Consider the following 26,759-nt stretch of genomic DNA (forward strand, 5'->3'; position numbering starts at 1 on the left):
AGATTGATATGCGCTTGATCGACTGGAACATTCAATGGGGTCGGGACGCGAGCGGTCGGGTCGACCTGTCGCGCACGGTCGCCGAGGCGCGCGCCCTCGCCGATTTCGACGTGTTCTGCGTGCAGGAACTCACGCGCGGCTTCGAAGCGCTGCCCGGCGGCCCCGGGCCGGACCAGTTCGCCGAACTGGCCGCGCTGCTGCCGGACTACACGGTGATCGAGGCGATCGCGGTGGACCTGCCGCCCGCCGCCGGCGGCACCGCGCGGCGCCAGTTCGGCAACGCGATCGCGACCCGGCTGCCGGTCGGGCGCGTGCTGCGCCATACGCTGCCGTGGCCGGCCGAAGCCGGCACGCCGTCGATGCCGCGCAACGCGCTCGAGGTCAACCTGTCCGGCGCGGGCGGGCCGCTGCGGATCGTCACGACGCATCTGGAGTTCTACTCGGCCGCGCAGCGCCTCGCGCAGGTGGACGCGCTGCGCGCGCAGCATCGCGAGGCGGCCGGCCACGCGCGCCGCCCGGCGCCGGCGGAAACGCCGGACGAGCCGTTCGCGGAGCCGGCGCGCGCGCTCGACGCGATCGCCTGCGGCGACTTCAACAGCGCGTATCGCGACGACGCCTACCGGCGGATCACGGCCCCGATCGCCGACGCGCCCGCCTTCGTCGATGCCTGGACGCATGCGCATCCGGGCGCGACGCCGCCGCCCACGGCGGGTGTCTACGACACGGTGCAATGGAAGGACGGCGCGATGACCTGCGATTTCGTGTTCGTGACCGACACGCTCGCGGAGCGGATCGTGCGCTGCGAGATCGACGGCGCGACGCGCGCCTCCGATCACCAGCCGATCCTGCTCGAGCTGCGCGACTGACCGGGTCGCCCCAGCGCGGTCGAAACGTGGCCGAAGCGTGAGCAAATGCGCGAGCCGGGCGGCCCAACTACGCGCGCCTCATGCCTGCTTCGGAAACGCCGCCAGGTACTCGGCCCAGTGCGGCGCCGGTTCGGCCGCGAGCGCTTCCTTCACGAGCCGTATCTCGTCCGCGTACTCGGGCGGCGTGAGCCCGCCGCGCATCATCTGGAAGCGGCAGTACAGCAGGTAGGTGTTGACGACGTCGGTCTCGCAGTAATGGCGGATGTCGTCGATCTGGCCGTCGCGATAGGCCGCCCAGACCTGGCCGCCGTCCATCCCGAGCTTGCCCGGAAAGCCGCACAGCTTGGCCAGCGCGTCGAGTGGCGCGCTCGCGCGCGGCTGGTACAGCGCGAGCAGGTCCATCAGGTCGGTATGCCGACTGTGATAGCGCGACAGGTAGTTGTTCCACTTGAACTCGCGGTCGTCCTCGCCCATGTCCCAGTAGCGCGGCGCCGGGATGCCATGCACCAGCGCGCGGTAGTGGAGCACCGGCAGGTCGAAGCCGCCGCCGTTCCACGAGACGAGCTGCGGCGTGTATTTCTCGATGGTGCGGTAGAACGACTGAATCAGCGCGGCCTCGCCGTCCTGCGCGGTGCCGAGCGAGCGCACGCGGAACCCGCTCTTGTCGCGGAACACGCAGGAAATCGCGGCCACGCGCTGCAGATGGTGCGGCAGGAAATCGCCGCCGGTCTTCTCGCGGCGCGCTTCGAACGCATGTTCGGCCACTTCCGCGTCGGATAGGTCGGACGGCAAGTCTTCAAGACGGCGAATGCCGTCGACATCGGGAATCGTCTCGATGTCAAATACCAGAATCGGAGTCATCAATCGGTTACAGAACGGCGTCCTTGCGAACGCCATTGGAGGCGAAGAACCGCTTCAGGCGGACCAGCGCTTCCTGCTGGATCTGCCGGACGCGCTCGCGGGTCAGGCCCATCTCGTCGGCCAGTTCCTCGAGCGTCGCAGGTTCGATGTTGTTGAGCCCGAAGCGCCGCTCGATCACGTGGCGGTGCTTGTCGGACAGACGCGACAGCCAGGCGCGCGTCAGCGTCTCGAGCTCGCGGTGCTGGACCTCGGCGTCGGGCGACTGGCTCTGGTCGTCGGGCAGCAGATCGAGCAGGCTGCTCGCCGGATCGAGGTCGAGCGGCGCGTCGAGCGAGGCCGTGTGCTCGTTCAGCGCGAGGATGTCGGTGACCTCCTCGGCCGTCTTGCCGGTGAGATAGGCGATGTCGTCGATGCCGGCTTCGCGGCGCTCGGCCGCCTCGCCCGTCGACATCGAGTTCTTCTCCAGATGGCGCTTGGCGCGCAGCACCTGGTTTAGTTCGCGGATCACGTGCACCGGCAGCCGCACGGTGCGCGCCTGGTTCATGATCGCGCGCTCGATGCTCTGGCGGATCCACCAGGTCGCGTAGGTCGAAAAGCGGAAGCCGCGCGTGGGATCGAACTTCTCGATCGCATGCATCAGGCCGAGGTTGCCTTCCTCGATCAAGTCGAGCAGCGGCACGCCGCGGTTCAGGTAGCCCTTCGCGATGCTGACCACGAGCCGCAGATTGCGTTCGATCATCATCTGCCGCGCCTCGAACTCGCCCGCCTTCGCGAGCCGCGAATAGCGCTGCTCTTCCTCGACGGTCAGGAGCGGCTTGACGCTGATGCGGTTCAGGTAGTGCTGGATCGTGTCGGCGGTCAGCTCCGCCTGCATCATCGCGCGGAAATCGTCGGGCTCGGGCGCGCTCTCGCCGCCGCCGCGCCCTTCCCGCTCGCCGTCGGACTCCTCCGCACCGGATTCGCGCGCTTCATACTCGCGCTCGTTCTCGGCGGTATCGTCATCGTCGTCCTTCGAAGCGCCAGTGCGCCCCATCGATGCTTGCGTGGCACGACTGATCTTCTCAGACTCGGCTTGCGGCTCGTGGCGCTTCGATTTCGGCATGGTCGTCTCGTCTATTGAGGCGGCAGATACTTCAGCGGATCGACAGGTTTACCCTGCCGGCGGACCTCGAAATGCAACATCACGCGGTCGGAATCGCTATTGCCCATCTCGGCGATCTTCTGGCCTTTCGTGACGGAATCTCCTTCTTTTACCATCAAAGCGCGGTTGTGTGCATACGCCGTGAGATAGGTTGCGTCATGCTTGACGATAATGAGGTTACCGTAACCGCGCAGACCGTTGCCGGCGTAGACGACGCGACCATCGGCAGCGGCCTTCACGGGCGTGCCGGCGGCCCCGCCGATATTGAGGCCCTTGTTCTTCGAATCGTCGAAAGAATTGAGGATCGGGCCGCGCACCGGCCACGCGAACGTCACGCTGCTCGGGCCGGCGGTGTTGTCGCCCGCGGCCGGTCCCGGCGCCGGAACCGCGGCGGGCGGCGCCGTGGCCGCACCGGTGTTGGCACCATTGGCGCCGTAGATCGGCGGCATCGCGGGGCCGCTCGACAGCGGCGGCACGGCGCCCGGCGACACCGAGGCGACCGCGCCGTTCGGCGGCGCCACGCGCAGCAGCTGATCGACCTCGATCTGGTTCGGGTTCGCGAGATTGTTCCACGCGGCGATGTCGCGGTAGTTCTGGCCGTTCTCCAGAGCGATGCGATACAGCGTGTCGCCCGGTTTCACACGGTAGTAGCCGGGCGGCGGCGGGCCGAGCGGTACCGGCGCCGCCACCGGCGCGGCGGACACCGACGCGGTGGTGCCGAGTGTGCCGGAGCGGTCCACGACGGGCGCCTGGTCGAGTCGCGACGCGCAGGCGGCGACGAGCAAGAGTGCGGCTGCACAAATCGCGCGCTGGCCGATTCGCTGGCCGGACGTCAGCGGAATAGTCGATCGATTGTTTTGCATCGCGCGCAACATAATCATCTGTGTCAAATCACTCCGGATTTTAAAGGGACAAAGAAAACGCGATCAAGCCGGGACTCCCGCCATTGCGTCGGCCCGACCCGCTCGACGAGCGTCAGCACCTGCGAGTCGCCGCTCTGCGCACCGACCGGCGCAATCAGGCGGCCACCCACGGCCAGTTGCTCAACGAGCGCCTGCGGCACGTCGAGCCCCGCCGCGGCGATCACGATCGCATCGAACGGCGCGGCCGACGGCAGGCCGAGGCGGCCGTCGCCGTAATGCAGCCGGATGTTCGGAACGCGCAACGGCCGGAGGTTGCGTTTCGCACGCTCGAACAATGGCTTGACGCGCTCGATCGAATAGACATCGCGCGCGATGTGGCTCAGTACGGCCGCCTGGTAACCGCAGCCGGTGCCGATCTCGAGCACGCGCTCGGGCGAGCGGCCCGCCAGCGCGAGTTCGATCATGCGCGCCACCACCGACGGCTTCGAGATGGTCTGCTGATGACCGATCGGCAGCGCCGCGTCCTCGTAGGCCTGGGCAGCGAGCCCGGGATCGACGAACAGGTGGCGCGGCACGGCCGCCATCGCGCCGAGCACGCGCGTATCGGTCACACCGTTCGCTCGCAGGCGTTCGACCATGCGCTCGCGAACCCGTTCCGACGTCAGCGCGAGCGCGCCGGCCAGTGCGGGTTTGCCCGCGGGATTCGCGGCACCGGCCGGGCCGTGCGCGGCCGCGCGGGCGAACCCCGCCGGCCGGGCCGGCGAGCCCGCGACCGAGGCGCCGAGCGTCGGCCGCGCGGGCGAAGCCGGATGGCGCTCGGTGGCGCGGACGGCGGTCTTGCGCGGCGCGCGCTTCAGGTCCTCGAGCGCAAGCGGGAACCGCTTGGCGCGCTCGCCGCTCATGAAGCGTCGCTCCGCGCACGCGCCCAGTCGCGCGTCACCGCCAGTTTCTGCGTATCGGTGAGATCGAGCTGCAGCGGCGTGATCGACACGTAGCCGTTCGCCGTGGCATGGAAGTCGGTACCGTCACTCGCGTCGAGCGCGGCGCCCGATGCGCCAATCCAGTAGATCGGCTCGCCGCGCGGATTGGTCTGGCGGATCACCGGTTGCGACGGGTGGCGCTTGCCGAGCCGCGTGACCTGCCAGCCCTTGAGCGCCGCGTAGGGCAGGTTCGGGATGTTGACGTTCAGGAACGGCTGGCCCGGCATCGGCTGCGCGAGGAAATGCCGGACGATGTCGGCGGCCACGCGCGCGGCCGATTCGAGCTCGACCCAGTCCTTGTCGACGAGCGAAAACGCGATCGCCGGGATGCCGAACATGATGCCTTCGGTGGCGGCGGCGACGGTGCCGGAATAGAGCGTGTCGTCGCCCATGTTCTGGCCGTTGTTGATTCCCGACACGACGAGGTCCGGCCGCTCGTCGAGCATGCCCGTCAGCGCGAGGTGGACCGAATCGGTCGGCGTGCCGTTCACGTAGTGAAAGCCGCTCGCCGCCGAGCGGTGCAGCGACAACGGCCGCGATAGCGTCAGGGAATTCGATGCCCCGCTGCAGTTCTGCTCGGGCGCCATCACGGTCACGTCGGCAAACGGCCGCAGCGCTTCGTAGAGCGCGGCGAGGCCGGGCGCCAGATAACCGTCGTCGTTGCTGAGTAGGATTCGCATCCGGCGATTGTAACCGAGGAAAGATGGCGCGCGAACGACAGTCCGGGCGCCTTCGGCGCCGCCGCCGGGGCTCAGATCACGCGCCTGTCGCGCAGCGCCGCGATCGCCTGCGCGTCGTAGCCGAGCGCGCCCAGCACCTCGTCGGTGTGCTCGCCGAGTTCGGGGCCGAGCCAGCGCGTATCGCCCGGCGTCTCCGACAGTTTCGGCGTGACCGCGGGCAGCGCGATCTCCTGCCCGTCGGGCAGCCGGAACCGCCCGATCATCTGGCGCGCGACGAACTGCGGATCGGTGAACATGTCGGCGACGCTGTAGATGGGCCCGGCCGGCACGTCGGCCGCGTTCAGCACCGCGAGCGCGGCCTCGATGGTACGCGGCGCGAGCCAGGCGGCGATCGCCGCGTCGATCTCGGCGGTGCGCGGCACGCGGCCGTCGTTGTGGGCGAGCGCGGGATCGTCGGCCAGATCCGGCCGCTCGATCGCCTGCATCAGGCGCTTGAAGATCGGATCGCTGTTGCCGCCGATCACGATGCTGCCGTCCACGCAGGCGTAGGTGTTCGACGGCACGATGCCGGGCAGCGACGCGCCGGTGCGCTCGCGCACCATGCCGTACACGCCGTACTCGGGCACCACGCTCTCCATCATGTTGAACACGGCCTCGTAGAGCGCGACGTCGACCACCTGCCCGTTGCCGCCGTTCATGTTGCGATGGTGCAGCGCCATCATCGCGCCGATCACGCCGTGCAGCGCCGCGATCGAATCGCCGATCGAGATGCCGATGCGCGGCGGCGGCAGTTCCGGATAGCCGGTGATATGGCGTAGCCCGCCCATCGACTCGGCGATCGCGCCGAAGCCGGGCCGGTCGCGGTACGGGCCGCTCTGGCCATAGCCGGACAGCCGCACCATCACGAGGCCGGGATTGCCGGCGGACAACACGTCGTAGCCGAGGCCAAGCTTCTCGAGCAGGCCGGGCCGGAAATTCTCGATCACGATGTCGGCCTCGGCGGCGAGCTGCTGCGCGATGCGCCGGCCCTCGTCGGTCTTCAGGTTCAGCGTGACCGACTTCTTGTTGCGCGCCTGCACCGACCACCAGAGCGAGGTGCCGCCCGCCTCCGGATAGAGCTTGCGCCACTTGCGCAGCGGATCGCCGCCGTTCGGGTCCTCGATCTTGATCACTTCGGCGCCGAACTCGGCGAACAGGCGCGCCGCGAACGGCCCCGCGATCAGCGTGCCGAATTCGAGCACCTTGACGCCCGCGAGCGGGCCCGGTTTTGCGCTCATCTGCTGGGTATCTCCGGAGCGGCTCGCGAACGCAGCCGCGTTGCGATCACATGGTGCGGCGGTCGAGCATCGCGCGCGCGATGGTGCCCGCGTCGACGTATTCGAGTTCGCCGCCCACCGGCACGCCGCGCGCGAGCCGCGTGACCGACAGGCCGCGCGCCTTCAGGGTCTGGCCGAGGTAATGGGCGGTCGCCTCGCCCTCGTTCGTGAAGTTGGTCGCGAGCACGACCTCCTTCACGATGCCGTCCGAGGCGCGCCGCACGAGCCGGTCGAAATGGATTTCCTTCGGACCGATGCCGTCGAGCGGACTGAGCCGCCCCATCAGCACGAAATAGAGGCCGCGGTAGGTCAGCGTCTGTTCGAGCATGATCTGGTCGGCTGGCGTCTCGACCACGCAGAGCAGGCTAGGATCGCGCTCGGTGTCGCTGCAGACCTCGCAGATCTGCGCCTCGGTGAAGGTGTTGCACTTCTCGCAGTGCTTCAGATGGTCGGTGGCAAACAGCAGCGACTGCCCGAGCCGCTCGGCGCCCTCCCGATCGTGCTGCATCAGGTGGTACGCCATCCGCTGGGCGGATTTCGGGCCGACGCCGGGCAGCACGCGCAGCGCTTCGACGAGGGCGGACAGGGCGGACGGCTGCTTCATACGGAACCGGCGTGCGAGTCGTGGATCAGCTTCGGTGCCGCGTCAGAACGGCAGCTTGAAGCCCGGGGGCAGCGGCAGCCCGGAGGTCATGCCGCTCATCTTTTCCTGCGAGGTGGCTTCCGCCTTGCGCACTGCGTCGTTGAACGCCGCCGCGACCAGATCCTCGAGCATGTCCTTGTCGTCCGCGAGCAGGCTCGGGTCGATCGCCACGCGCCGCACCTCGTTCTTGCAGGTCATCGTGACCTTCACGAGCCCGGCGCCCGACTGGCCTTCGACTTCGATGAGGGCGAGCTGCTCCTGCATCTTCTTCATGTTTTCCTGCATCTGCTGAGCCTGCTTCATCAGCCCGGCGAGTTGGCCTTTCATCATGGACGTGCTCCTTGGTGTTCGTGTGAGACCGGCGCGATCTTAGCGCCGGTTCCGGAATTAGGGAATGGGATGCGCGCGGCGCGCTCAGTGCAGCGTCGGCGCGCCGCCTTGGCCGGCCGGCCCGACCGCCGCGGCGTCGCTCGCGACGGGCCGCACCGAGCCCTCGACGATGCGCGCGCCGAAATCGCGAATCAATTGCTGGACAAATGGATCGGCGCCGATTTCCTGCTCGGCCTCGCGCTGGCGCTTCGCGCGCTCGACCGCGTCGAGCGCGGCCGCCGTGCGGCGCGCGGGACCGACCTCGACGGCCACCTCGACCGGCTTGCCGAGCGCCTCGGCGAGCGCCGCCTTCAGCTTGACAACCTGGGCCGCCTCCGCGTACTGCGGCACCGGCACGGCCAGCTTCAGCACGCCGCCCTCGGCGGAGGTCAGTTCGCTGTTGAACGCGAGCTGGTACGCGACACCCTTGAGCGGCAGGCTCGCGGCCAGCTGCGGCCACTCGCCGGCATAGCCGATCGCGTCGAGCGCGATGGCGGGCGGCAGCGGACGCGTGTCGACCGGCGCGGGCGCCGGCTGCAGCGCGACGCGCACATCGTCGGGACCGCTGTCGAATACGGGCAGGTAGCCGTCGTCGGGCGGCGGGCCGTAGTTGTCATCGGCCGAGATCGGCAGGTAATCGTCAGGCGGCATGTCGTCCCACGGCGGCGGCGCCGACGGATCGGACCCGGCGGCCGGTCGGGACGAGGGCTGCACCGCCCGCGGGCGCGGCGGCGGCACGTTCACGCGCGGCGCGGCGGGCTTGGCCGCCGCTGCCGGCTTCGCGGCCGGCGCGGCACGGCCGCGATCGGACGAGACTCGCATGCCGGCGTTGCGCAATACGTCGAGCGCGGCGGCGGCGCCTGCGCCGCGCAACGGGGCGGGACGCTCGGCCGGTGCTGCAACAGGTTCGGCCGGCTCGGCCGGAGCCGGTCGCGCGGCGGCGGGTTCGACGGATTCCGGACGCGACACCGCGGCGGCAACCGGCGCCGGCCCGGATGCCGTCGAAACCGCTTCTTCGGGCAATTCCGTCGCCGGAGACCGCGCTGCCACGTCGGCGAGCAACGTGTCGGCTGCTTCGGCCGCTTCGACGGGGGGCGGCGTTTCGGCGAGCGACGCCGGCTCGGGCTCGGCCACCGGTTCGGCGGTCGGCGCAGCCCCGGTCGTCGGCGCGACATCGGGTGATTCAACCCGCGACTCGGCGGCCTCGTCCGCCACGATCGGCACCGCTTCGCTCGCTGGTGCAGCGGCAGCCTCGGCGGGCGCCTCACCCGATTCAGCAGGCTTCTCTGTATCGGCGCTCGCCGGCGCTTCGGCCGACACGGTCGATACAACGACATCTTGATACGCGACCGGCTCCACAGCCGGCTTCGCGGCAACGGGCTCGGGCACCGGCTCGACCACGGCCGGCGGCATCGGAGCCGGCATCCGCTTCGATGCCGCGGCAGCCGCCGGCACCGACGGCGTCGCACCGGCAGCGGCACCGCTCGCACGCGAGGCGGCGCTCGTCGCTTCCACCGGTGCGGCGGCACGACGGCCGCCCACGGCCACGGCGGGCGACGCACCCGGCACCGGCGCGCCACCGCCCGCGGCAGGCGCGAACGCGAGCATCCGCAGCAGTGTCATCGTGAAGCCGGCGTATTCATCTGGCGCGAGACCGAGTTCACCCCGGCCGACCGTCGCGATCTGGTAATAGAGCTGCACCTGCTCGGGGCTCAGCATGTCGGCGAAGCGGCGCAGGTCGGCCGCCTCCGGCCACTCGTCGAGCACCGAGGCCGGTGCGAACTGCGCCCAGGCGATGCGGTGCAGCAGGCCGGCCAGATCCTGCAGCGCGGTCGAGAACGACAGGCTGCGCAAGGCCATCTCGTCGGCGATCGCGAGGATCTCGGGGCCGTCGGACGACGCGATCGCGTCGAGCAGCCGGACCATGTAGGTCTGGTCGAGTGCGCCGAGCATGCCCGACACGGCTGCCTCGGTCACCTCGTTGGCCGAATAGGCGATCGCCTGGTCGGTCAACGACAGCGCGTCGCGCATGCTGCCCTGCGCGGCGCGCGCGAGCAGCCGCAGCGCCTGCGGTTCGAACGCGACGCGTTCCTCGCCGAGGATGCGTTCGAGATGCATCACGATATGGCCGGCCGGCATCTGCTTCAGGTTGAACTGCAGGCAGCGCGACAGGACGGTGACGGGAATCTTCTGCGGATCGGTGGTGGCCAGGATGAACTTGACGTGCGGCGGCGGCTCTTCCAGCGTCTTCAACATCGCGTTGAACGCGTGGTTCGTCAGCATGTGGACTTCGTCGATCATGTAGACCTTGAAGCGCGCATCGACGGGCGCGTAGACGGCGCGCTCGAGCAGCGCGGCCATTTCGTCGACGCCGCGATTGCTCGCCGCGTCCATTTCGACGTAGTCGACGAAACGGCCCTCGTCGATCTCACGGCAGGCGCGGCAAACGCCGCACGGCTGCGAGGTGACGCCGGTCTCGCAATTGAGCGCCTTGGCGAAGATCCGCGACAGCGTGGTCTTGCCGACGCCGCGCGTGCCCGTAAACAGATAGGCGTGATGCAAACGCCCGCCGTCGAGCGCATGCGTGAGCGCCCTGACAACGTGCTCCTGGCCGACGAGCGAAGCGAAATCCTTCGGACGCCACTTGCGTGCGAGAACTTGATAGGTCATCGGGAAATTGTATCAGTAACACCGGTTGCCGCCGACAGCCTGACGCGCGGCGCAAGCCGGCCGGGCACGGTGTGGACGCGACGAGCGGCGCGACGCGGGCAGCGGAACGGGCATCGAATGGAGCATGAGACGGCTGGGTAAATCGGCGGAGCCGTCGGGCGGATGAAGATACCCGGCCCAACGGACGACAACGCAGGGCACAGCGCAACACGAACGGGCCAATGAAACTGGCTGGACGATCGAATCGGGAAAAGGAAAAAAGGGGGAAGGTGACGAGCCTGACCCTCGGCACTGGCGGAAAACGGCTGTGGCTGCTTCGTTCCCGACCTGACCAGGTTCACCGGCCCACCATGCGAGGAGGCCCGTCACGGCGAATTCTAACATCGCTTCGTCGCGAACGCGACCGATTTATCGCATGACGGTCGCCGCCGACGCGCGCCGAGATACCAATCAGAAACGGCCAGCCCGAGCGAGGCGTCAAATATGCAGGCCGCCGGCCCGCCCGGACTTGCATTCGCGAGCGCCATCCCCACGTTCCTGCCGTCGCCCGTAGCGGTCCGAACCCCTACTCGCGAAGCGGATACTATCGCCGCCCACGGCAGATAGCGATTTAGGCTAATATGACGCCCGAGTGACCCGCGAGCCACGGTTTTCAGCGCTTCATGGCCGCCGTTCCCTGCGGGGCGGACCTGCCTGAACCGGAGGCCGGCGCACCTGACCGGCACCCGCAGGCAGTCCCCGAAACGAATGAGGTATTGACCAAATGAGCGAACAGATCAAACACATCAGCGACACGTCGTTCGAACAGGACGTCGTCCGATCCGACAAGCCCGTCCTGCTCGATTTCTGGGCGGAATGGTGCGGCCCCTGCAAGATGATCGCCCCGATCCTCGACGAAATCTCGAAGGAATACGGCGACAAGCTGCAGATCGCCAAGATCAACGTCGACGAAAATACGGCGACGCCGGCACGATATGGTGTGCGCGGCATCCCGACGCTGATTCTGTTCAAGAACGGCGTACTCGCCGCTCAAAAGGTCGGCGCCCTGTCCAAATCGCAATTGACCGCGTTCCTCGACAGCCACCTGTAAAAACGGATTTTCCTCACAACGCGCCTGTTGCCGGCTGGCAACAGGCGCGTTGTGCAGCCGAGTTACGGCAAGGCAAGGCCGAATCGGCGTGTGCTAGAATTTAAATCGACGTCGCCATCCGACGCAAAAGTCTCAGAGCGTTTCCGCTCGCCCTCCTCCCTATTTCTTTCGTAGCATCTCTCCTCCCTGGCGGGTTCTCCGTATGCATTTATCCGAGCTCAAGTCTCTGCACGTGTCCGAATTGATCGAAATGGCCAATGGCCTGGAGATCGAAAACGCGAACCGCCTGCGCAAGCAGGAGCTGATGTTCGCCATTCTAAAAAAGCGCGCCAAGACGGGAGAGACGATCTTCGGCGACGGCACGCTCGAAGTCCTGCCGGACGGCTTCGGTTTCCTGCGCTCGCCTGAAATGTCGTACCTCGCGAGCACGGACGACATCTATATCAGCCCGTCGCAGATCCGCCGCTTCAACCTGCATACCGGCGACACGATCGAAGGTGAAGTCCGCACGCCGAAGGACGGCGAGCGCTACTTCGCGCTCGTCAAGGTCGACAAAGTCAACGGGCAGCCGCCCGAGGCCTCGAAACACAAGATCATGTTCGAGAACCTCACGCCGCTGCATCCGAACAAGCCGCTCTCGCTCGAACGCGAGATGCGCGGCGAAGAAAACGTGACGGGCCGCATCATCGACATGATCGCGCCGATCGGCAAGGGCCAGCGCGGCCTGCTGGTCGCCTCGCCGAAGTCGGGCAAGACCGTGATGCTCCAGCACATCGCGCACGCCATCAAGCAGAACCACCCGGACGTGATCCTGTTCGTGCTGCTGATCGACGAGCGCCCGGAAGAAGTGACCGAAATGCAGCGTTCGGTGGCGGGCGAAGTGATCGCCTCGACCTTCGACGAACCGGCCACGCGCCACGTGCAGGTCGCCGAAATGGTGATCGAGAAGGCCAAGCGCCTGGTGGAAATGAAGCACGACGTGGTGATCCTGCTCGACTCGATCACGCGTCTCGCGCGCGCCTACAACACCGTGATCCCGGCCTCGGGCAAGGTGCTCACGGGCGGTGTCGACGCCAACGCGCTGCAGCGCCCGAAGCGCTTCTTCGGCGCGGCGCGCAATATCGAGGAAGGCGGCTCGCTGACCATCATCGGTACCGCGCTGATCGAAACCGGCAGCCGCATGGACGACGTGATCTACGAAGAGTTCAAGGGCACCGGCAACATGGAAGTCCACCTCGAGCGCCGTCTCGCGGAAAAGCGCGTCTACCCGTCGATCAACCTGAACAAGTCGGGCACGCGACGCGAGGAAATGCTGATCAAGCCCGACATCCTTCAGAAGATCTGGGTGCTGCGCAAGTTCATCCACGACATGGACGAAGTCGAGGCAATGGAATTCCTGCTCGACAAGATTCGTCAGACCAAGAGCAACTCCGAGTTCTTCGACCTGATGCGCCGCGGCGGCTGAGCCCGCTCGGCGCCAGGCCGAACCGGCGCGAAGCCGGAGCAAGCCCCAGGAAGCCGCCCGCGAGGCGGCTTTTTCAGGCTCCAACCTGTACGTGAACGTACACGTTGATCTATAATCGATGGCATCCTGTCATTCGCCGTGCGCGCTTGCGCCCAGATCACCATGACCCGCTCCTTTGCCCCCTCCCTGCTGACCGTGCGCGACGCCGCCGAACGCCTCGGCGTCACGCCGCGAACGCTGAAGTACTACGAGGAGCGCGGGCTGGTCACGCCGAGCCGCAGCGAAGGCCGCTACCGGCTCTACGCCGAGACCGACCTCGAGCGCTTCGCTAGGATCCTGCGGCTGCGCGCGCTCGGCTTCTCGCTGCACGGCATCACCGAGATGCTGAAGCGGCCGAGCGAGGCGGCCGGCGACGGGCAGCGGCGCTTCTCGGACGATTCGCTGCGCGAGATCCACGCGAACCTCGCGCAGCAGGTGGCGACGCTCGACGAACGGATCGCCGCCGCGCGCCGCGAGCTGCACGAGGTCGAGACGATCCGCGCCGAACTGCTGCACGACATCGATTACGTCGAGCGGCGCCTGGCCGGCGAGGACCCCGACGCGCTGGTCGCACGCCGCCGGGCAGCCGCGAAGCAGGCCCGCAGCCGCAGGTCACGGCCATGAGCAGCCTCGCCCCCACCCAGGCGCCGCCGGGCAACCTCGCGGCATCGCGCGGCGAGCTGTTTCGCTGGGCGCTCGCGTTCGTCACCGGCCTCGACTACTTCGACAACGCGCTGTTCTCGTTCTTCGCCAGCTACATCGCCGGCGGCATCAACGCCTCGCCCGACGAACTCGTCTGGGCCTCGAGCGCCTATGCGATCACGGCCGTGCTCGGCATCCTCCAGCAACAATGGTGGATCGACCGCGTCGGCCATCGCCGCTACGTGAGCGGCTGCATGCTGCTCTACGCGCTCGGCGCGATCGCCGCCACGCTCGCCGACACCTCGCTCGAACTCGCGTTCGCGCGCGGCTTCCAGGGCTATTTCATCGGCCCGATGATGGGCGCCTGCCGCATCCTGATCCAGATCACCTATCCGGCGCCGAAGCGCGCGCCCGCGCTGCGTGCGTTCCTCGTCATGCTGCTGCTCGGCACCTCGCTCGCGCCGATCGTCGGCGGCGAACTGATCGCGCGCTTCACCTGGCGCGCGGTGTTCGCCTGCACGGTGCCGATGGCGCTCGCGAGCTCGCTGCTGGCCTATGTCACGCTGCCCGATTCCGGCCACGCGCCGCCCGCCGAGCGCACCCCGAGCCAGATCTGGCCATACGTGATCTTCGCGTTCGCGCAGGGCTCGCTGCAGATCGTGATGCAGCAGGTGCGCTACCAGCTGTTCCTGTCGTCTCCGCTGCTGATCCTGCTGACGGTGGCCGGCTTCGCGGCGCTGGCGCTGTTCGCGCGCCATCAGTGGAACCAGCCCGCGCCGCTGGTACGCATGTCGGCGCTGCGGCTGCGCACGTTCCAGGTCGGCCTGCTGCTGTACGTGTTCTATTACTACATCACCACTTCGTTCAGCTACCTGACCTCGCGCCTCCTCGAGGCGGGACTCGGCTATCCGGTCGAGAACGCCGGGCGGCTGACGGGCGCCACCTCGCTGATCGCGTCCACCGCGCTGTTCGTCTATCTGCGCTACGCGAAACACGTCACGCACAAGAAATGGTTCATCGTGCCGGGCTTCGCGCTCGCGGCCGGCGCCGCGTTCACGATGGCGCGGATGTCGCCCGGGGTCGGCGAGGCCGAGCTGATCGCGCCGCTGCTGATGCGCGGCCTGTTGCTGCTGTTCATCGTGATGCCGGTCGCGAACCTGACGTTCCGCGCATTCACGATCGACGACTACACGCACAGCTACCGCCTGAAAAACATCGTGCGCCAGCTGACGCTGTCGTTCGCGACCGCCTCGGTGATCATCATCGAGCAGCATCGCGACGCGCTGCACCGCGAACGGCTGTTCGAGCAGGCGAGCGTGTTCAACCCCGCCTTCGCGCAGACCGTCGAGGCGCTCGTACGCGGCTACGCCGGCGGCGGCCACGCGGCGGGCGACGCGCACACGCTCGCGCTGGTGTCGATCAGCGAGACGATCGGGCGCCAGGCGGCGTTCCTGACCTCGCTCGACGGCTTCCTGTTCATCGCCGGCGTCGCGCTGTGCGGCGGCCTGTTCGCCGCCTGGCAAAAATCCATCGATTGAGGTACCGTGCGCTGTCTCGTCACGCCCGCCCCGTATCGATGTTCTCCCGACTCTCCCGGTGGCTCGACACGCGCCGCCGCGACCGCGCGCTGCGCGCGTTCCCGATTCCCGACGCGCTGTGGGACGCCACGCTCGCGAAACTGCCGTTCCTCTCGGCGCGGCCCGCGGCCGAGCTGGCCCGGCTGCGCGAGATGGCCAGCTGCCTGCTCGCCGAAAAATCCTTCTCGACCACCCACGGCCTCGAGCTGACCGACGCGATGACGGTCAACATCGCCGCGCAGGCCTGCCTGCCGGTGCTGAACCTCGGGCTCGACCTCTATCGCGGCTGGGGCGGCGTGATCGTCTATCCGGGCGAATTCCTGATTCCCCACACCGTCGAGGACGAGGCCGGCGTGGTCCACGAGTTCACCCAGGACGCGGTCGGCCAGGCCCTGCCGGGCGGCGGCCCGGTGATCCTGTCGTGGGAGGACGTGCAGATGGCCGACGGCAGCGACGTGTACAACGTCGTGATCCACGAGTTCGCGCACAAGATCGACATGATCAACGGCGAGGCGGACGGCCATCCGCCGTTGTTCCGCCGGCTGCACGCGCCGCATCTGGACGCGACGCGCTGGGAAGACGTGTTCGATCATGCCTATGACCGCTTCTGCGACCGCGTCGACGCGGTGCCGGATCGCGCCTGGGCGCGCTTCGAGCGCAATTCGCTGATCGAGCCCTACGCGGCCAACCATCCGTCGGAGTTCTTCGCGATCTGCAGCGAGGCGCTGTTCGTGCGCCCGGGCCCGTTCGAGGCCGAGTTTCCGGAGCTCTACCGGTTGCTCGCGCACTATTACCGGCAGGACCCGGCCGGCACCGGCGCGCTCGACGGCCTGGCGGCCCGCTGAGCCGAATCGCGCAGGCGGCGCCGGGTACGCCAAAAAATCGTCAAGCAACTGATTTTCTGGCATAATCGCCGTTTTTCGACCTAAGGCAAGTGGCTCGCAACGGCGCGGCGTCCGGTTTGACGGATTCGCGCGGCGGGTTGGCTACCGCTCCATTACAGGAAACATCATGAAACCGGGCATCCATCCGAATTATCGCGAAGTCGTCTTCCAGGACATGTCGAACGGCTTCAAGTTCATCACGCGCTCGACGATCCAGACGCGTGAAACGATCGACCTCGACGGCAAGACCTATCCGCTCGCCAAGATCGAAGTGTCGTCGGAGTCGCACTCGTTCTACACGGGCCAGCAGAAGATCATGGACACGGCCGGCCGTGTCGAGAAGTTCAAGAACAAGTTCGGCGCGCGCGCCAACGGCAAGGCGGCGTAAGCTCGCCACGCGACACCGGCTGGCGGCATCGCCGGATCGAACGAAAAGGGCAGCCAAGGCTGCCCTTTTTTCGTCTGCGCGCTCGCGGCACCGCCCGCGCGCAGCGTCTACAATGCCGGATGCTCGCAAGTCGGCCGTGCCCGCCGACGCCGGCCAAGCGCCTCCTCATACCAAGTCAGTCATCTGCATGAAGCCCGTCGTTCGCCTTACCGCCTCCGCCACGCGCGCGCTGCCGCGCTGGCTGCTGCTCACGCTCTGTCTCGTCTACGCGGCGTTCGGCCTGTTCGGGCGCGACCCGTGGAAAAACGAGGACGCGGCCGGCTTCGGCGTGATGTGGACCATGGCGGGCGGCTCGGCGCACGACTGGCTGCTGCCGAACCTGGTCGGCAAGTTCGTCACCTCCGACGGCCCGCTCGGCTACTGGCTCGGCGCGCTCGGCATCCGCGCGTTCAGCCCGTGGCTCGACGCGAGCAACGCGTCGCGCCTCTCCACCGGCGTGCTGTTCTGCGTCGCCTGCGCGTTCGTCTGGTTCACCGCCTACCTGCTCGGCCGCCGCGCCGAGGTGCAGCCGTTCAAGTACGCGTTCGGCGGCGAACCCGAGCCGCGCGACTACGGCCGCACGCTCGCCGACGGCGCGCTGCTGGTGCTGCTCGCCTGCTTCGGCCTGGCCGAGCGCGGCCACGAAACCACCCCGCAGCTCGCGCAGTTCGCCTGGATCGCGATGCTGGTCTACGGCCTGGTGCGGATGACCGACAAGCCGCTGCACGGCGCCGCCTGGTGGGGCGCGGCGGTGGGCCTGCTGCTGTTGTCGGGCAATCCGGTGCTGACGGGCGCGCTGATCGTCGGCACCGTGGTGCTGATCGCCGTCACGCCCGAGGTGCGCCATCGCCATCTGGCGCTGGTCGGCCTGCCGATCGCGATCGTGCTGTTCGCGCTGTGGCCCCTCGCCGCGTTGCGGCTCTACCCCGACGACGCGTCCTGGTTCCTCGACCAGTGGATGCACGGCAGCCTGATGCGCTTCTCGGGGCCGCCCACGGCCGTGCTCAAGTACGCGGCGAAGAACCTGCCGCTGTTCACCTGGCCGGCCTGGCCGCTCGCGATCTGGGCGTGGATCAGCTGGAAGGGCTGGCGGCGCCGGCCGCACATCGCGATTCCGCTCGCCGTCGCCGCGCCGCTGGTCGCGCTGGTGATCCTGCAAAGCCAGCAGACCAACCGCGTCTACATGCTGCTGCTGCCGCCGCTCGCGGTGCTCGCGACCTTCGCGCTGCCCACGCTCAAGCGCGGCGCGATCAACGCGATCGACTGGTTCGCGGTGCTCAGCTTCACGATCCTCGGCAGCTTCGTCTGGCTGGTCTGGCTCGCCTCGGTCACTGGCTTCCCGCATCCGCTCGCGCGCAACCTCGGCCGCCTCGTGCCGGGCTACGTGCCGCATTTCAACGCGCTCGCGTTCGCCTGCGCGCTGATCGTCACCGGCTGCTGGTTCGTGCTGGTGCGCTGGCGCATCTCGCGGCAGCCGAAGGTGCTGTGGCGCAGCGTGGTGCTGTCGGGCGCCGGCACCACGCTGATGTGGGTGCTGCTGATGACGCTGTGGCTGCCGTTCGTGAACTACAGCCGGACCTATCGCGACGTCGCGGTGCAAATCGCCGCGCACCTGCCGGCCGACTACGAATGCATCTCGCCGGTGCGGCTCGGCGATGCGCAGATCGCGACCTTCGCCTATTTCGGCGACATGCACTTCTCGTTCACCGACAACTGCGACGTGATCCTGCGCCAGGACGCCGCCGACTACGGCGACCCGAGCGCGATGTCCGAATACGTCTGGCGACTGGTCTGGGAAGGCCGCCGCGCGGCCGACCGCGACGAGCGCTTCCGCCTCTACGAGCGCATCGAGCGGCCGCGTTCGCCGGTGCGCCGCCACGCGCACGGCCGCGGCGCGCGCGGCTGACCATGCTCGCCGACGTCCGCCGCATCGCCGGCCTCGCGTGGCCGGTGCTGATCGGCCAGCTCGCCATCATCGCGTTCGGCGTGATCGACACCGCGATGGTGGGCCGCTATTCGGCGCTCGACCTGGCCGCACTCGGGCTGGGTTCGTCGATCTACGTGTCGGTGTTCATCGGCTTGACCGGCATCCTCTCGGCGCTGCAGCCGATCGCGGGCCAGCTCTACGGCGCGCGCCGCTTCCAGGAAATCGGCGAAGAAGTGCGCCAGGCGATGTGGCTCGCCGTGATGCTCGCCGTGCCCGGCTTCCTGCTGCTGCACTTCCCCGAACTGCTGCTGCGCGCCGCACACACGCCGGCCGAACTGCACGACCGCACCGTCGACTACCTGCGGATCCTCGCGTTCGGGCTGCCCGCGAGCCTGATGTTCCGCATCTACAACGCGCTGACCAACGCGGCCGGCAAGCCGCGGCTCGCGATGTTCCTGCAGCTCGGCGCGCTCGCGCTGAAGATCCCGCTCAACATCTGGTTCATCTTCGGCGGGCTCGGCGTGCCGGCGCTGGGCGGCCCCGGCTGCGGCCTCGCCAGCACGCTGATCAACTGGGCGCTCGCGCTGATCGGCTTCACGCTGGTGGCGCGGCTCGACGTGTTCGCGCCTCTCGGCATCTTCGCGCGCTTCTGCACGCCGACCTGGCAGCGCCAGAAGGCGCTGCTCAAGCTCGGACTGCCGATGGGCCTGTCGTACCTGATCGAGGTCACGTCGTACACGTTCATGGCGCTGTTCATCTCGCACTTCGGCACCACCGTGCTGGCCGGCCACCAGATCGCCGGCAATCTCGGCGCGGTGCTCTACATGACGCCGCTGTCGATCGGCATCGCGGCCTCGACGCTGGTCGCGCGCGCGCTCGGCGCCGGCCGCCCCGACGAGGCACGGCTGCTGGCGCGGCACGGCGTGACGTTCGCGGCGCTCACCGCGCTCGGCTATGCCTGCGTGGTGCTCGCGCTGCGCCACCTGATCATCGGCGCCTACACGCCGAACCCGGCGGTGGTCGCGGCCGCGCTGCCGCTCGTGACGATCGTCGCGTTCTACCACTGCGTCGACGCGATCCAGGTGACCACCGCGTTCGTGCTGCGCGCCTACAAGGTCGCCGTGGTGCCGACCGTGATCTACGCCGTCGCGCTGTGGGGCGTCGGAGTGGGCGGCGGCTACCTGCTCGGCTTCGACATCGGCGGCTGGGCACCGGCCGCGTTGACCGGCGCGCGCGGCTTCTGGTTCGCGAACTTCGCGAGCCTGCTGATCGCGGGCGCGGCGCTCGTCACCTACCTGAACCACATCAGCCTGCGCTGGCTGCGGCACGCGCCATAAGCCAGGCGCCGTCCGTGCCGCCCGCCGCCATACCCGCTCCTCAGCCGCCGAGGAACGCGTCGACCAGCCGGTTCACGTCGCCGGCCGCCTCCATCTGCACCATGTGGCCGCTGCCCGGCAGGATCTCGGCGCGAATCCCGGCGGGCAGCGCGCGCGCGTGATGCGCCGGGATCACCCGGTCGCGCTCGCCCCAGATCACCAGCGTGCGCGGCGCCAGCGCCGGCAGGCTCGCGGCGAAGCGGCGGCGCTGCGTGGCGCCGTCGAACGCGGCCTCGGCGATCTTCGCGAGCGCGGCCTGCACGCCCTCGAGCCGCTTGTACCTGACGAGATCCTCGACGAGCTGGCGCGTGACCAGCGACGGATCGGCGAACAGCTTGCCGAGATGCGGCTTGAGCGTGTTGCGGCTGTTGCCGGCCACGAAGCCGTCGATGTACTCGCGGTCGATCTCCTCGCCGAGCCCGGCGCTCGCGATCAGCACCAGCGAGGCGACGCGCCCGGGCGCGCGCCCGGCCAGCGTCATCGCCACCGCCCCGCCCAACGAATGGCCGACCAGATGCGCGCGCGAGAGACCGCGATCGTCGAGGAACGCCAGCACGCTCGCGGCCAGCTCGTCGAGTTCGCCGGTCTCTACGGCCTTGCCCGATTCCCCGTGCCCGGGCAGGTCGAGCGCGAACACGGGGCGTCGTTTCGCGAGCTCGGCGTGGTTGAACAACCAGTTGTTCAGGTCGCCGCCGAAACCGTGGATCAGCACGGCCGGCGTCGCGTCGCCGGCACCCTCGCCGAGCTTCAGGAAACGCACCGTGCGCCCGCCGATGACGGCCTTCCCGGGCTGCGGGCCGGACTCGTCGTCGGCCGCCGCGCCGGGCGTGAAATCGCGCAGGAACGCCTCGACGGCCGCGTCGATCTCGGCCTCGCCGGCCGCCTCGGCCGCCACCACGCCGAGCAGCGCGCCCACCGGCAGCGTGTCGCCCGCCCGCGCGATCTGTCGGCGCAGGACGCCGTCGAACGCGCATTCGACGCCCGATGCGATCTTGTCGGTCTCCACGTCGAGCAGCTCGTCGCCCTTGCTCACGCGCTCGCCGAGCGCCTTCAGCCAGCCGTTCACCTGCCCCTGCTCCATCGACAGCCCCCACTTGGGCATCGTGATCATGTGGATCGTCATCGCCTCACTTCCTCCGGGTGGTATTCAGCACGGCCCGCGCGATCGCGTCGGCGGACGGGATGTACAGGTCTTCGAGCACGCCGGCGAACGGCACCGGCGTGTGCGGCGCGGTCACCAGCTCGACCGGCGCCTTCAGCGCGTCGAACGCGCGGCTCGCCACCAGCGCCGCGATGTCGGTGGCGATCGAGCAGCGCGGGTGCGCCTCGTCCACCACCACCACGCGGCCGGTGCGCTCGGCGCTTTCGAGGATCGTCGCCTCGTCGAGCGGCGAGGTGGTGCGCAGGTCGATCACCTCCGCCTGCACGCCGTCCTTCGCGAGCCGCTGCGCCGCGTCGAGCGCCGTGTGGACCATCCGCCCGTAGGTGACGATGGTCGCGTCGTCGCCGTCGCGCGCGATGCCGGCCTCGCCGAACGGGATCGCATAGGATTCCTCGGGCACCTCGCCGTCGCGCGAATAGAGCAGCTTGTGCTCGCAGAAGATCACCGGATCGTCGTCGCGGATCGCCTGGATCAGCAGCCCCTTGGCGTCGTAGGGCGTGGCCGGGCACACCACCTTGAGGCCGGGGATGTGGGTGAACAGCGAAGTCAGCATCTGCGAGTGCTGGGCCGCCGCGCGCAGGCCGGCGCCCGTCATGGCGCGGATCACCACCGGCGTGACGGCCTTGCCGCCGAACATGTAACGGAACTTGGCGGCCTGGTTGAAGATCTGGTCGAAGCACACGCCCATGAAATCGATGAACATCAGCTCGGCCACCGGCCGCAGCCCGCAGGCGGCCGCGCCCACCGCCGCGCCGATGTAGCCGCCCTCGGACAGCGGCGTGTCGAGCACGCGCCCCGGATACTTGTGAAACAGGCCCTTGGTCACGCCGAGCACGCCGCCCCAGGCGTCGTCCTCGCCCGGCGCGCCCGCGCCGCCCGCGTTGTCCTCGCCCATCACGATCACGCTTTCGTCGCGTGCCATCTCCTGGCTCAGCGCTTCGTTGATCGCCTGCGAATAAGTGATTTTCCTTGCCATGTCCGTCTCCTGATCGATGTCGTCGTGACTGCCGGTTCCGCCGGTCGAGCGTGTCCGCCTACGGGTACGACACGTAGACGTCGGTCAGCAGGTCCTCCGCCGAAGGCAGCGGCGCGGCCTTGGCGGCGGCCACCGATTCGTCGATGAGCCGCTTCACGTCGGCGTCGATCGCGCGCAGCGCGGCCGCCTCGACCATCTCGGCGCGCACCACGCGCGCCTCGAAGCGCGTCAAGCAATCCTTCTCGTCGCGCAGCTTCTGCACCTCGCCGGGCGCGCGGTAGGTCTGCGCGTCGCCCTCGAAATGGCCGAAGTAACGCGAGAACTTGACCTCGACGAGCGTCGGGCCGCCGCCGGCGCGCGCCCGCGCGATCGCCTCGCCGAGCGCCTCGTGGACCGCGAAGAAGTCGAAGCCGTCCACGATCACGCCGGGCATGCCGAAGCCGGCCGCGCGGTCGGCGATGTTGTCGGTGGCCACCGACCAGTTGACCGAGGTGGCCTCGGCATAGCCGTTGTTTTCGGCCACGAAGATCACCGGTAGCCGCCAGACCGAGGCGAGGTTCATCGATTCGAAGATCACGCCCTGGTTCGAGGCGCCGTCGCCGAAGAAGCACACGCCGACGCCGCCCGTCTTGCACTGCTTCGCGGCCAGCGCCGCGCCGCAGACCAGCGGGCCGCCCGCGCCGACGATGCCGTTCGCGCCGAGCATGCCCTTCGAGAGGTCGGCGATGTGCATCGAGCCGCCCTTGCCGCGGCAGCAGCCGGTGGTGCGGCCGTAGATCTCGGCCATCATCGCGCTCACGTCGACGCCCTTGGCGATGCAGTGGCCGTGGCCGCGGTGGGTGGTGGCCACGTAGTCGACGTCGGACAGGTGCAGCATGGTGCCGACCGCGGACGCCTCCTCGCCCGCGTAAAGGTGGACGAAGCCGGGAATCTCGCCGGTCGCGAACTCGACGTGCAGCCGCTCCTCGAATTCGCGGATCGTGCGCATCAGACGGTAGGCCTCGAGCAAGGCATCGCGGCCCAGCGGGTTCGATACGGTCATGGTTGTCTCCTTGTTGCCTTCAAGATTGCTAAGGAAAAACGAAGCGTGGCGTGCATCGACGCTTCGCGGGGTGCCGACACAAGCGGAGGCGGGCCAGCGCACCGATCGTCGCGATGCCCGCGCGCGCGGATCAAGGCGGCATGGGGAACGCGCGCAGCAGTTGCCGTGACGCGGCCTCGCGCAGCGTCGCCTCGACGTCGACCGTGACGGGGCCGTGCCAGTCGAGCGCGACCTCGTAGCGGTCGCCGCGCGCGAGTTCGATCTCGCGTTCGCCGTCGAACGCGAGCGTGCCGGCCCCGGCCGTGATCGGCATCCAGACGCCGGGCTCGATCCGCTCGCAGGCGTGCAGCAGCACGCGCTCGACGCGGCCCGGCGCCAGCGCGGCGAGCACCGCCACGCCGCCCTGCGCCGCGTCGTCGGCAAACCGCATCGCGAGTCCGTAGGGCGCCTCGCGCGAGAGCGGCGCGAACGCGCCGCCGAGTGCGGACAGGCCGATGCCGTGCGGTTCGGCGAAGGTCAGGAACAGCGCCTCGAGATCGGCGGGTTCGGAAATCGCGCGCGCGCCGACGAAGCGCTGGCGCGCCGCGCAGACGTCGACCAGCGCGATCTCCTCGCGCCCGCGCGCCGGCCCCGCCACGCAGCGCACCAACAGCCGCTTGTTGCGCTTGAGCGCGGCCTCGGGCGGCACCGCGCCGGTGGCGACCAGCGCGCCGGCGATGCCGGCCACGGTCGCCTCGCGCGCCTCGGGGAACGCGTTGTTGGTGCCGGTCGAAAGCGCCAGCAGCGGCGTCGCGCCGGCATGCGCGGCGACCGCGCGATGCGTGCCGTCGCCGCCCAGCACCGCGATCAGCGCGACCCCGAGCTTGCGCATCCAGGCCACGCCCGCGTGCGTGTCGGCCGTGCTGTCGGTGGGCGGCAGATCGGCGAACACCACCTCGGGCCAACGCTCGCGCGTGGCGAGCGCCGCGTGCGTGTCGAGCGCGCGCAGCAGCAGCGCCGAGATGCCGGCGCGGTCGCGCAGCGTCACGACGCGCTCGACGCCGAGCGCACCGAGCCCCGCCAGCAGGCGCACGATCATGTTGGCCTTCTCGGCCGTCGGGAACACCGAGGCATGCGTGGTCAGGCGGCGGATGTCGCGTCCCGAGGCCGGGTTCGCGATCACGCCGACGGTTACGGGCGCGGTCACTGGCGTGTCTCCTGTCGGCCGCGTGTACGCCAGCCGGTTCGGTATCGTGGTCGCCGCCGCGGGTGCAACGACGCCGCCGCCTCTTCTGCAAGGCACATGCCAGATCGGCTCGATTCGGCGCGAACCCTTGTCGTAACGGCACGGCGCGCGATCTTTCCGGCAGTGCGGCGAGGCCGGCAGGCGGCCCGCGTCTCGCGATTCCGTCTCGCCGCGTGCGAGACGCCGCGGCCTCCGCATCCATTTCGCCGCGCCGCAGCGCGACGGGCGCGGCGCCGCGCCCCGGGCCCGCCACGCCGCGATGCGGGTAGCGCATGCTGCGGCGCACGCGGTCGCGTCCGGCATGAGACGTTCGTCTCAGCGCGTCGCCGTGCTGCGCCGCAGGGTGATCGGCACCGCGCGATGTGCTACAAGAGGCACGCCATCCCGCCCAAGCCGGAGCGCCCCGATGCCTTACGCCGTTGCCCGGAACCGTCATGCCGAACGCGTGTTCGGCACGCTCGACGGCCGCCTGCCCGCGCCCGCCGATTCGAACCGGCTCACCTCGTCGTGGCGCCGCTCGCTCGAGGATTACCGGCTCGATCCCGGCTCGTCGATCGGGCCACGCGTGTTGACCGCGAGCGAACTGCGCGAGGTGCGCGAACGCGAGGACGCGTTCCTGCGCGCCTCCGGCGAATGCCTGACGCGCCTGCACGAGATGGTCCGCGTGGCCGACTACTGCGTGATGCTGACCGACGCGCACGGCGTGACGATCGACTACCGGATCGACCGCGAGCGGCGTGCCGCTTTCCGCCAGGCCGGGCTGCACATCGGCTCGTGCTGGTCCGAACGCGAGGAAGGCACCTGCGGCGTGGCCAGCGTGCTGACCGACCTCGCGCCGATCACGGTCCACAAGAGCGACCACTTCCGCGCGGCGTTCACGACGCTGACCTGCAGCGCGGCGCCGATCTTCGCGCCGGGCGGCGAACTGATCGGCGTGCTCGACGCCTCGGCCGTGATGTCGCCGGACCGGCACGACAGCCAGCGGCTCGTCTACCAACTCGTCCGACAAAGCGCGGTGCTGATCGAGGACGGCTATTTCCTGAACCGGACGGCCTCGCACTGGGTGCTGTTCGGCCATGCCGGGCGCGACTACGTGGAAGCGCGGCCCGACTGGCTGATCGCGTTCGACGAGTGCGGCAACATCGTGGCCGCGAACCGCCACGCGCGGGAAGCGCTGCCGGAGCTGAACGCGCCGCGCCACCTCGACGAGGTGTTCGACATGCAGGGGCTGCCGCTGCGCGACGCGGGGCGCGTCGAGGCCATCACCGGCCTGCGCGTGCGTGCAACGGGCGCGCTGCTGCATGCACGCGTGCGGGCGCCGCTGCGCCGCGCCGCGCGCGACTCCGGTGGTGGCAGCATCAACGGCATCGGCGACTCCGCACGCCGGGCCGGCGCTGCGCGGCGTCTGGGCGCGCTCGCGCCCTATCTGACGAGCCGCGACGCGCGCGTGGCGCGCCAGGCCGAACTGGCCGCGCGGCTGGCCGGCAAGCGGCTGCCGATCCTCGTGCTTGGCGAGACCGGCGCGGGCAAGGAGGTGTTCGCGCGGGCGCTGCACGACGCCGGGCCGCGCCGCAACCGCCCGTTCGTCGCCGTCAATTGCGGCGCGCTGCCCGAGGCGCTGATCGAGAGCGAGCTGTTCGGTCATGTCGCCGGCGCGTTCACCGGCGCCCGGCGGCACGGCGCGCGCGGCCGGATCGCGCAGGCCGACGGCGGCACGCTGTTCCTCGACGAGATCGGCGACATGCCGCTCGCGCTGCAGACGCGCCTGCTGCGCGTGCTGGCCGACGGCGAGGTGATGCCGCTCGGCGGCGACGCGCCGGTACGCGTCGATTTCGACCTGATCTGCGCGACCCATCGCGATCTCGCCGGGTTGGTCGCGCGGCAGGCGTTTCGCGAGGATCTGTACTACCGGCTCGGCGGCGCGCAGTTCACGCTGCCGCCGCTGCGCGAACGCGCGGATCTGGACGACCTGATCCGCGCCGTGTTCGCCGAGGAGGCGCAGGCCACGGGCCACGTGCTGACGCTCGATCCGGCGCTGGCCGACGCGCTCGGCCGTTTCGCCTGGCCCGGCAACCTGAGGCAGCTGCGGCACGCGCTGCGCTATGCCTGCGCCGTCTGCGACGGCACGCGCGTCGAGCCGCGCCATCTGCCGGCCGATCTCGCCGCCGCGCTGGCGGCGCCGGCCGACGACGCGGGCCGGGGCGCGGACGACGAGCGCGCGCGTGTCGTCGCCGCGCTGAGCGCGCACCGCTGGCGCCCGGAGGCGGCGGCCGCGGCGCTCGGCATCTCGCGCGCGACGCTGTATCGACGGATCGCCCGGCTCGGAATCGTGCCGCCGCACCGCCGCTGAGACGCCGCCGCGACGGGCCGGGGATCCGACACCGGATATGCCTGATCGACGCCGATCGACGCCCGGGTCGCCACTCGGACCCGCATCCGGCGCGCGCCGGAGTCGAGCCGCCAACCGGTTTTCGAGCCGGTGATCGACCCGGCTTCCGAACCGGCCTTTCAAGCCGCGAGCGAATCGGCATCGCCCAA

Annotated in this window: 23 protein-coding genes and 1 other RNA gene; 10 read left to right on the forward strand and 14 right to left on the reverse strand. The window is 69.4% G+C overall.

Annotated features, from left to right (window positions below; all coding sequences use genetic code 11):
• The first annotated feature begins 8 nt into the window (after positions 1–8).
• The gene (locus bpln_RS10830; RefSeq protein WP_055138816.1) at positions 9–866 is read left to right on the forward strand and encodes an endonuclease/exonuclease/phosphatase family protein; all 858 of its coding nucleotides are present in this window, start codon (positions 9–11) and stop codon (positions 864–866) included.
• Between the two features lie 78 nt (positions 867–944).
• Here the strand turns inward: bpln_RS10830 and bpln_RS10835 are convergent, their stop codons facing one another.
• The 10 genes from bpln_RS10835 to ffs all read right to left on the reverse strand — a co-directional run bounded on the left by bpln_RS10835 (position 945) and on the right by ffs (position 10,756).
• Positions 945–1,727: a 3'-5' exonuclease gene (locus bpln_RS10835; protein ID WP_042625189.1), complete on the reverse strand. Its 783-nt coding sequence runs from the start codon at positions 1,725–1,727 to the stop codon at positions 945–947.
• A 7-nt stretch (positions 1,728–1,734) separates the two neighbouring features.
• Entirely contained in the window at positions 1,735–2,829 is a 1,095-nt protein-coding gene (rpoS, locus tag bpln_RS10840; RefSeq protein WP_042625190.1) for an RNA polymerase sigma factor RpoS, read from the reverse strand.
• Between the two features lie 11 nt (positions 2,830–2,840).
• On the reverse strand, positions 2,841–3,743 hold the full coding sequence (locus bpln_RS10845) for a peptidoglycan DD-metalloendopeptidase family protein (protein ID WP_175937919.1): 903 nt from the start codon (positions 3,741–3,743) through the stop codon (positions 2,841–2,843).
• Between the two features lie 11 nt (positions 3,744–3,754).
• A complete protein-coding gene (locus bpln_RS10850; RefSeq protein WP_055138818.1) occupies positions 3,755–4,633 on the reverse strand; it encodes a protein-L-isoaspartate(D-aspartate) O-methyltransferase in 879 nt (292 codons plus the stop codon).
• Positions 4,630–5,391, reverse strand: a complete 762-nt coding sequence (gene surE, locus bpln_RS10855) for a 5'/3'-nucleotidase SurE (RefSeq protein ID WP_042625193.1) — start codon at positions 5,389–5,391, stop codon at positions 4,630–4,632. The genes bpln_RS10850 and surE overlap by 4 nt, the downstream gene beginning before the upstream one ends.
• Positions 5,392–5,462: 71 nt before the next feature.
• Positions 5,463–6,668 (reverse strand): CaiB/BaiF CoA transferase family protein, encoded by a 1,206-nt coding sequence (locus tag bpln_RS10860; RefSeq protein ID WP_055138819.1) that lies wholly within the window; start codon positions 6,666–6,668, stop codon positions 5,463–5,465.
• A 46-nt stretch (positions 6,669–6,714) separates the two neighbouring features.
• The gene (gene recR, locus bpln_RS10865) at positions 6,715–7,311 is read right to left on the reverse strand and encodes a recombination mediator RecR (RefSeq protein ID WP_042625195.1); all 597 of its coding nucleotides are present in this window, start codon (positions 7,309–7,311) and stop codon (positions 6,715–6,717) included.
• Between the two features lie 42 nt (positions 7,312–7,353).
• Entirely contained in the window at positions 7,354–7,680 is a 327-nt protein-coding gene (locus bpln_RS10870) for a YbaB/EbfC family nucleoid-associated protein (protein ID WP_013698260.1), read from the reverse strand.
• An 84-nt stretch (positions 7,681–7,764) separates the two neighbouring features.
• Complete coding sequence (locus bpln_RS10875) at positions 7,765–10,389, reverse strand: DNA polymerase III subunit gamma/tau (protein ID WP_055138820.1); 2,625 nt, start codon at positions 10,387–10,389, stop codon at positions 7,765–7,767.
• 268 nt (positions 10,390–10,657) lie between these two features.
• An RNA gene (gene ffs / locus bpln_RS33355) (signal recognition particle sRNA small type) lies at positions 10,658–10,756 on the reverse strand.
• 396 nt (positions 10,757–11,152) lie between these two features.
• Between ffs and trxA the strand changes: the two genes are divergently transcribed.
• The 8 genes from trxA (at position 11,153) to bpln_RS10915 (ending at position 19,777) form a co-directional block, all read left to right on the forward strand.
• Positions 11,153–11,479, forward strand: a complete 327-nt coding sequence (gene trxA, locus bpln_RS10880) for a thioredoxin TrxA (protein ID WP_042625197.1) — start codon at positions 11,153–11,155, stop codon at positions 11,477–11,479.
• Positions 11,480–11,681: 202 nt separating this feature from the next.
• Entirely contained in the window at positions 11,682–12,944 is a 1,263-nt protein-coding gene (gene rho, locus bpln_RS10885; RefSeq protein WP_006402347.1) for a transcription termination factor Rho, read from the forward strand.
• A 162-nt stretch (positions 12,945–13,106) separates the two neighbouring features.
• Positions 13,107–13,607: a MerR family transcriptional regulator gene (locus bpln_RS10890; protein WP_055138821.1), complete on the forward strand. Its 501-nt coding sequence runs from the start codon at positions 13,107–13,109 to the stop codon at positions 13,605–13,607.
• On the forward strand, positions 13,604–15,163 hold the full coding sequence (locus bpln_RS10895; RefSeq protein ID WP_055138822.1) for an MFS transporter: 1,560 nt from the start codon (positions 13,604–13,606) through the stop codon (positions 15,161–15,163). The genes bpln_RS10890 and bpln_RS10895 overlap by 4 nt, the downstream gene beginning before the upstream one ends.
• Before the next feature lie 38 nt (positions 15,164–15,201).
• Positions 15,202–16,047 carry a M90 family metallopeptidase gene (locus bpln_RS10900; RefSeq protein ID WP_042625200.1) on the forward strand — a complete coding sequence of 282 codons (846 nt, stop codon included), beginning with the start codon at positions 15,202–15,204 and terminating at the stop codon, positions 16,045–16,047.
• Positions 16,048–16,213: 166 nt separating this feature from the next.
• Positions 16,214–16,474 carry a type B 50S ribosomal protein L31 gene (locus tag bpln_RS10905; RefSeq protein ID WP_055138823.1) on the forward strand — a complete coding sequence of 87 codons (261 nt, stop codon included), beginning with the start codon at positions 16,214–16,216 and terminating at the stop codon, positions 16,472–16,474.
• A gap of 112 nt (positions 16,475–16,586) precedes the next feature.
• A complete protein-coding gene (locus bpln_RS10910; protein ID WP_148653997.1) occupies positions 16,587–18,419 on the forward strand; it encodes an ArnT family glycosyltransferase in 1,833 nt (610 codons plus the stop codon).
• A gap of 2 nt (positions 18,420–18,421) precedes the next feature.
• Positions 18,422–19,777, forward strand: coding sequence for an MATE family efflux transporter (locus bpln_RS10915; protein WP_042625202.1), 1,356 nt, complete (start codon positions 18,422–18,424; stop codon positions 19,775–19,777).
• Between the two features lie 40 nt (positions 19,778–19,817).
• On the opposite strand, the gene bpln_RS10920 is transcribed toward bpln_RS10915, so the two are convergent.
• From bpln_RS10920 to bpln_RS10935, 4 genes are all read right to left on the reverse strand, one after another.
• Entirely contained in the window at positions 19,818–20,939 is a 1,122-nt protein-coding gene (locus bpln_RS10920) for an acetoin dehydrogenase dihydrolipoyllysine-residue acetyltransferase subunit (RefSeq protein ID WP_055138825.1), read from the reverse strand.
• Between the two features lie 4 nt (positions 20,940–20,943).
• A complete protein-coding gene (locus tag bpln_RS10925; protein ID WP_055138826.1) occupies positions 20,944–21,954 on the reverse strand; it encodes an alpha-ketoacid dehydrogenase subunit beta in 1,011 nt (336 codons plus the stop codon).
• Between the two features lie 58 nt (positions 21,955–22,012).
• Positions 22,013–22,996, reverse strand: a complete 984-nt coding sequence (locus bpln_RS10930; RefSeq protein ID WP_042625205.1) for a thiamine pyrophosphate-dependent dehydrogenase E1 component subunit alpha — start codon at positions 22,994–22,996, stop codon at positions 22,013–22,015.
• Positions 22,997–23,126: 130 nt separating this feature from the next.
• Positions 23,127–24,182 carry an ATP-NAD kinase family protein gene (locus bpln_RS10935; RefSeq protein ID WP_055138827.1) on the reverse strand — a complete coding sequence of 352 codons (1,056 nt, stop codon included), beginning with the start codon at positions 24,180–24,182 and terminating at the stop codon, positions 23,127–23,129.
• 445 nt (positions 24,183–24,627) lie between these two features.
• Here bpln_RS10935 and bpln_RS10940 point away from each other — a divergent pair, with 445 nt between their 5' ends.
• On the forward strand, positions 24,628–26,571 hold the full coding sequence (locus tag bpln_RS10940; protein WP_055138828.1) for a sigma-54-dependent Fis family transcriptional regulator: 1,944 nt from the start codon (positions 24,628–24,630) through the stop codon (positions 26,569–26,571).
• Positions 26,572–26,759: the final 188 nt, after the last annotated feature.

Source organism: Burkholderia plantarii (assembly GCF_001411805.1).
Taxonomy (GTDB): Bacteria; Pseudomonadota; Gammaproteobacteria; order Burkholderiales; family Burkholderiaceae; genus Burkholderia; species Burkholderia plantarii.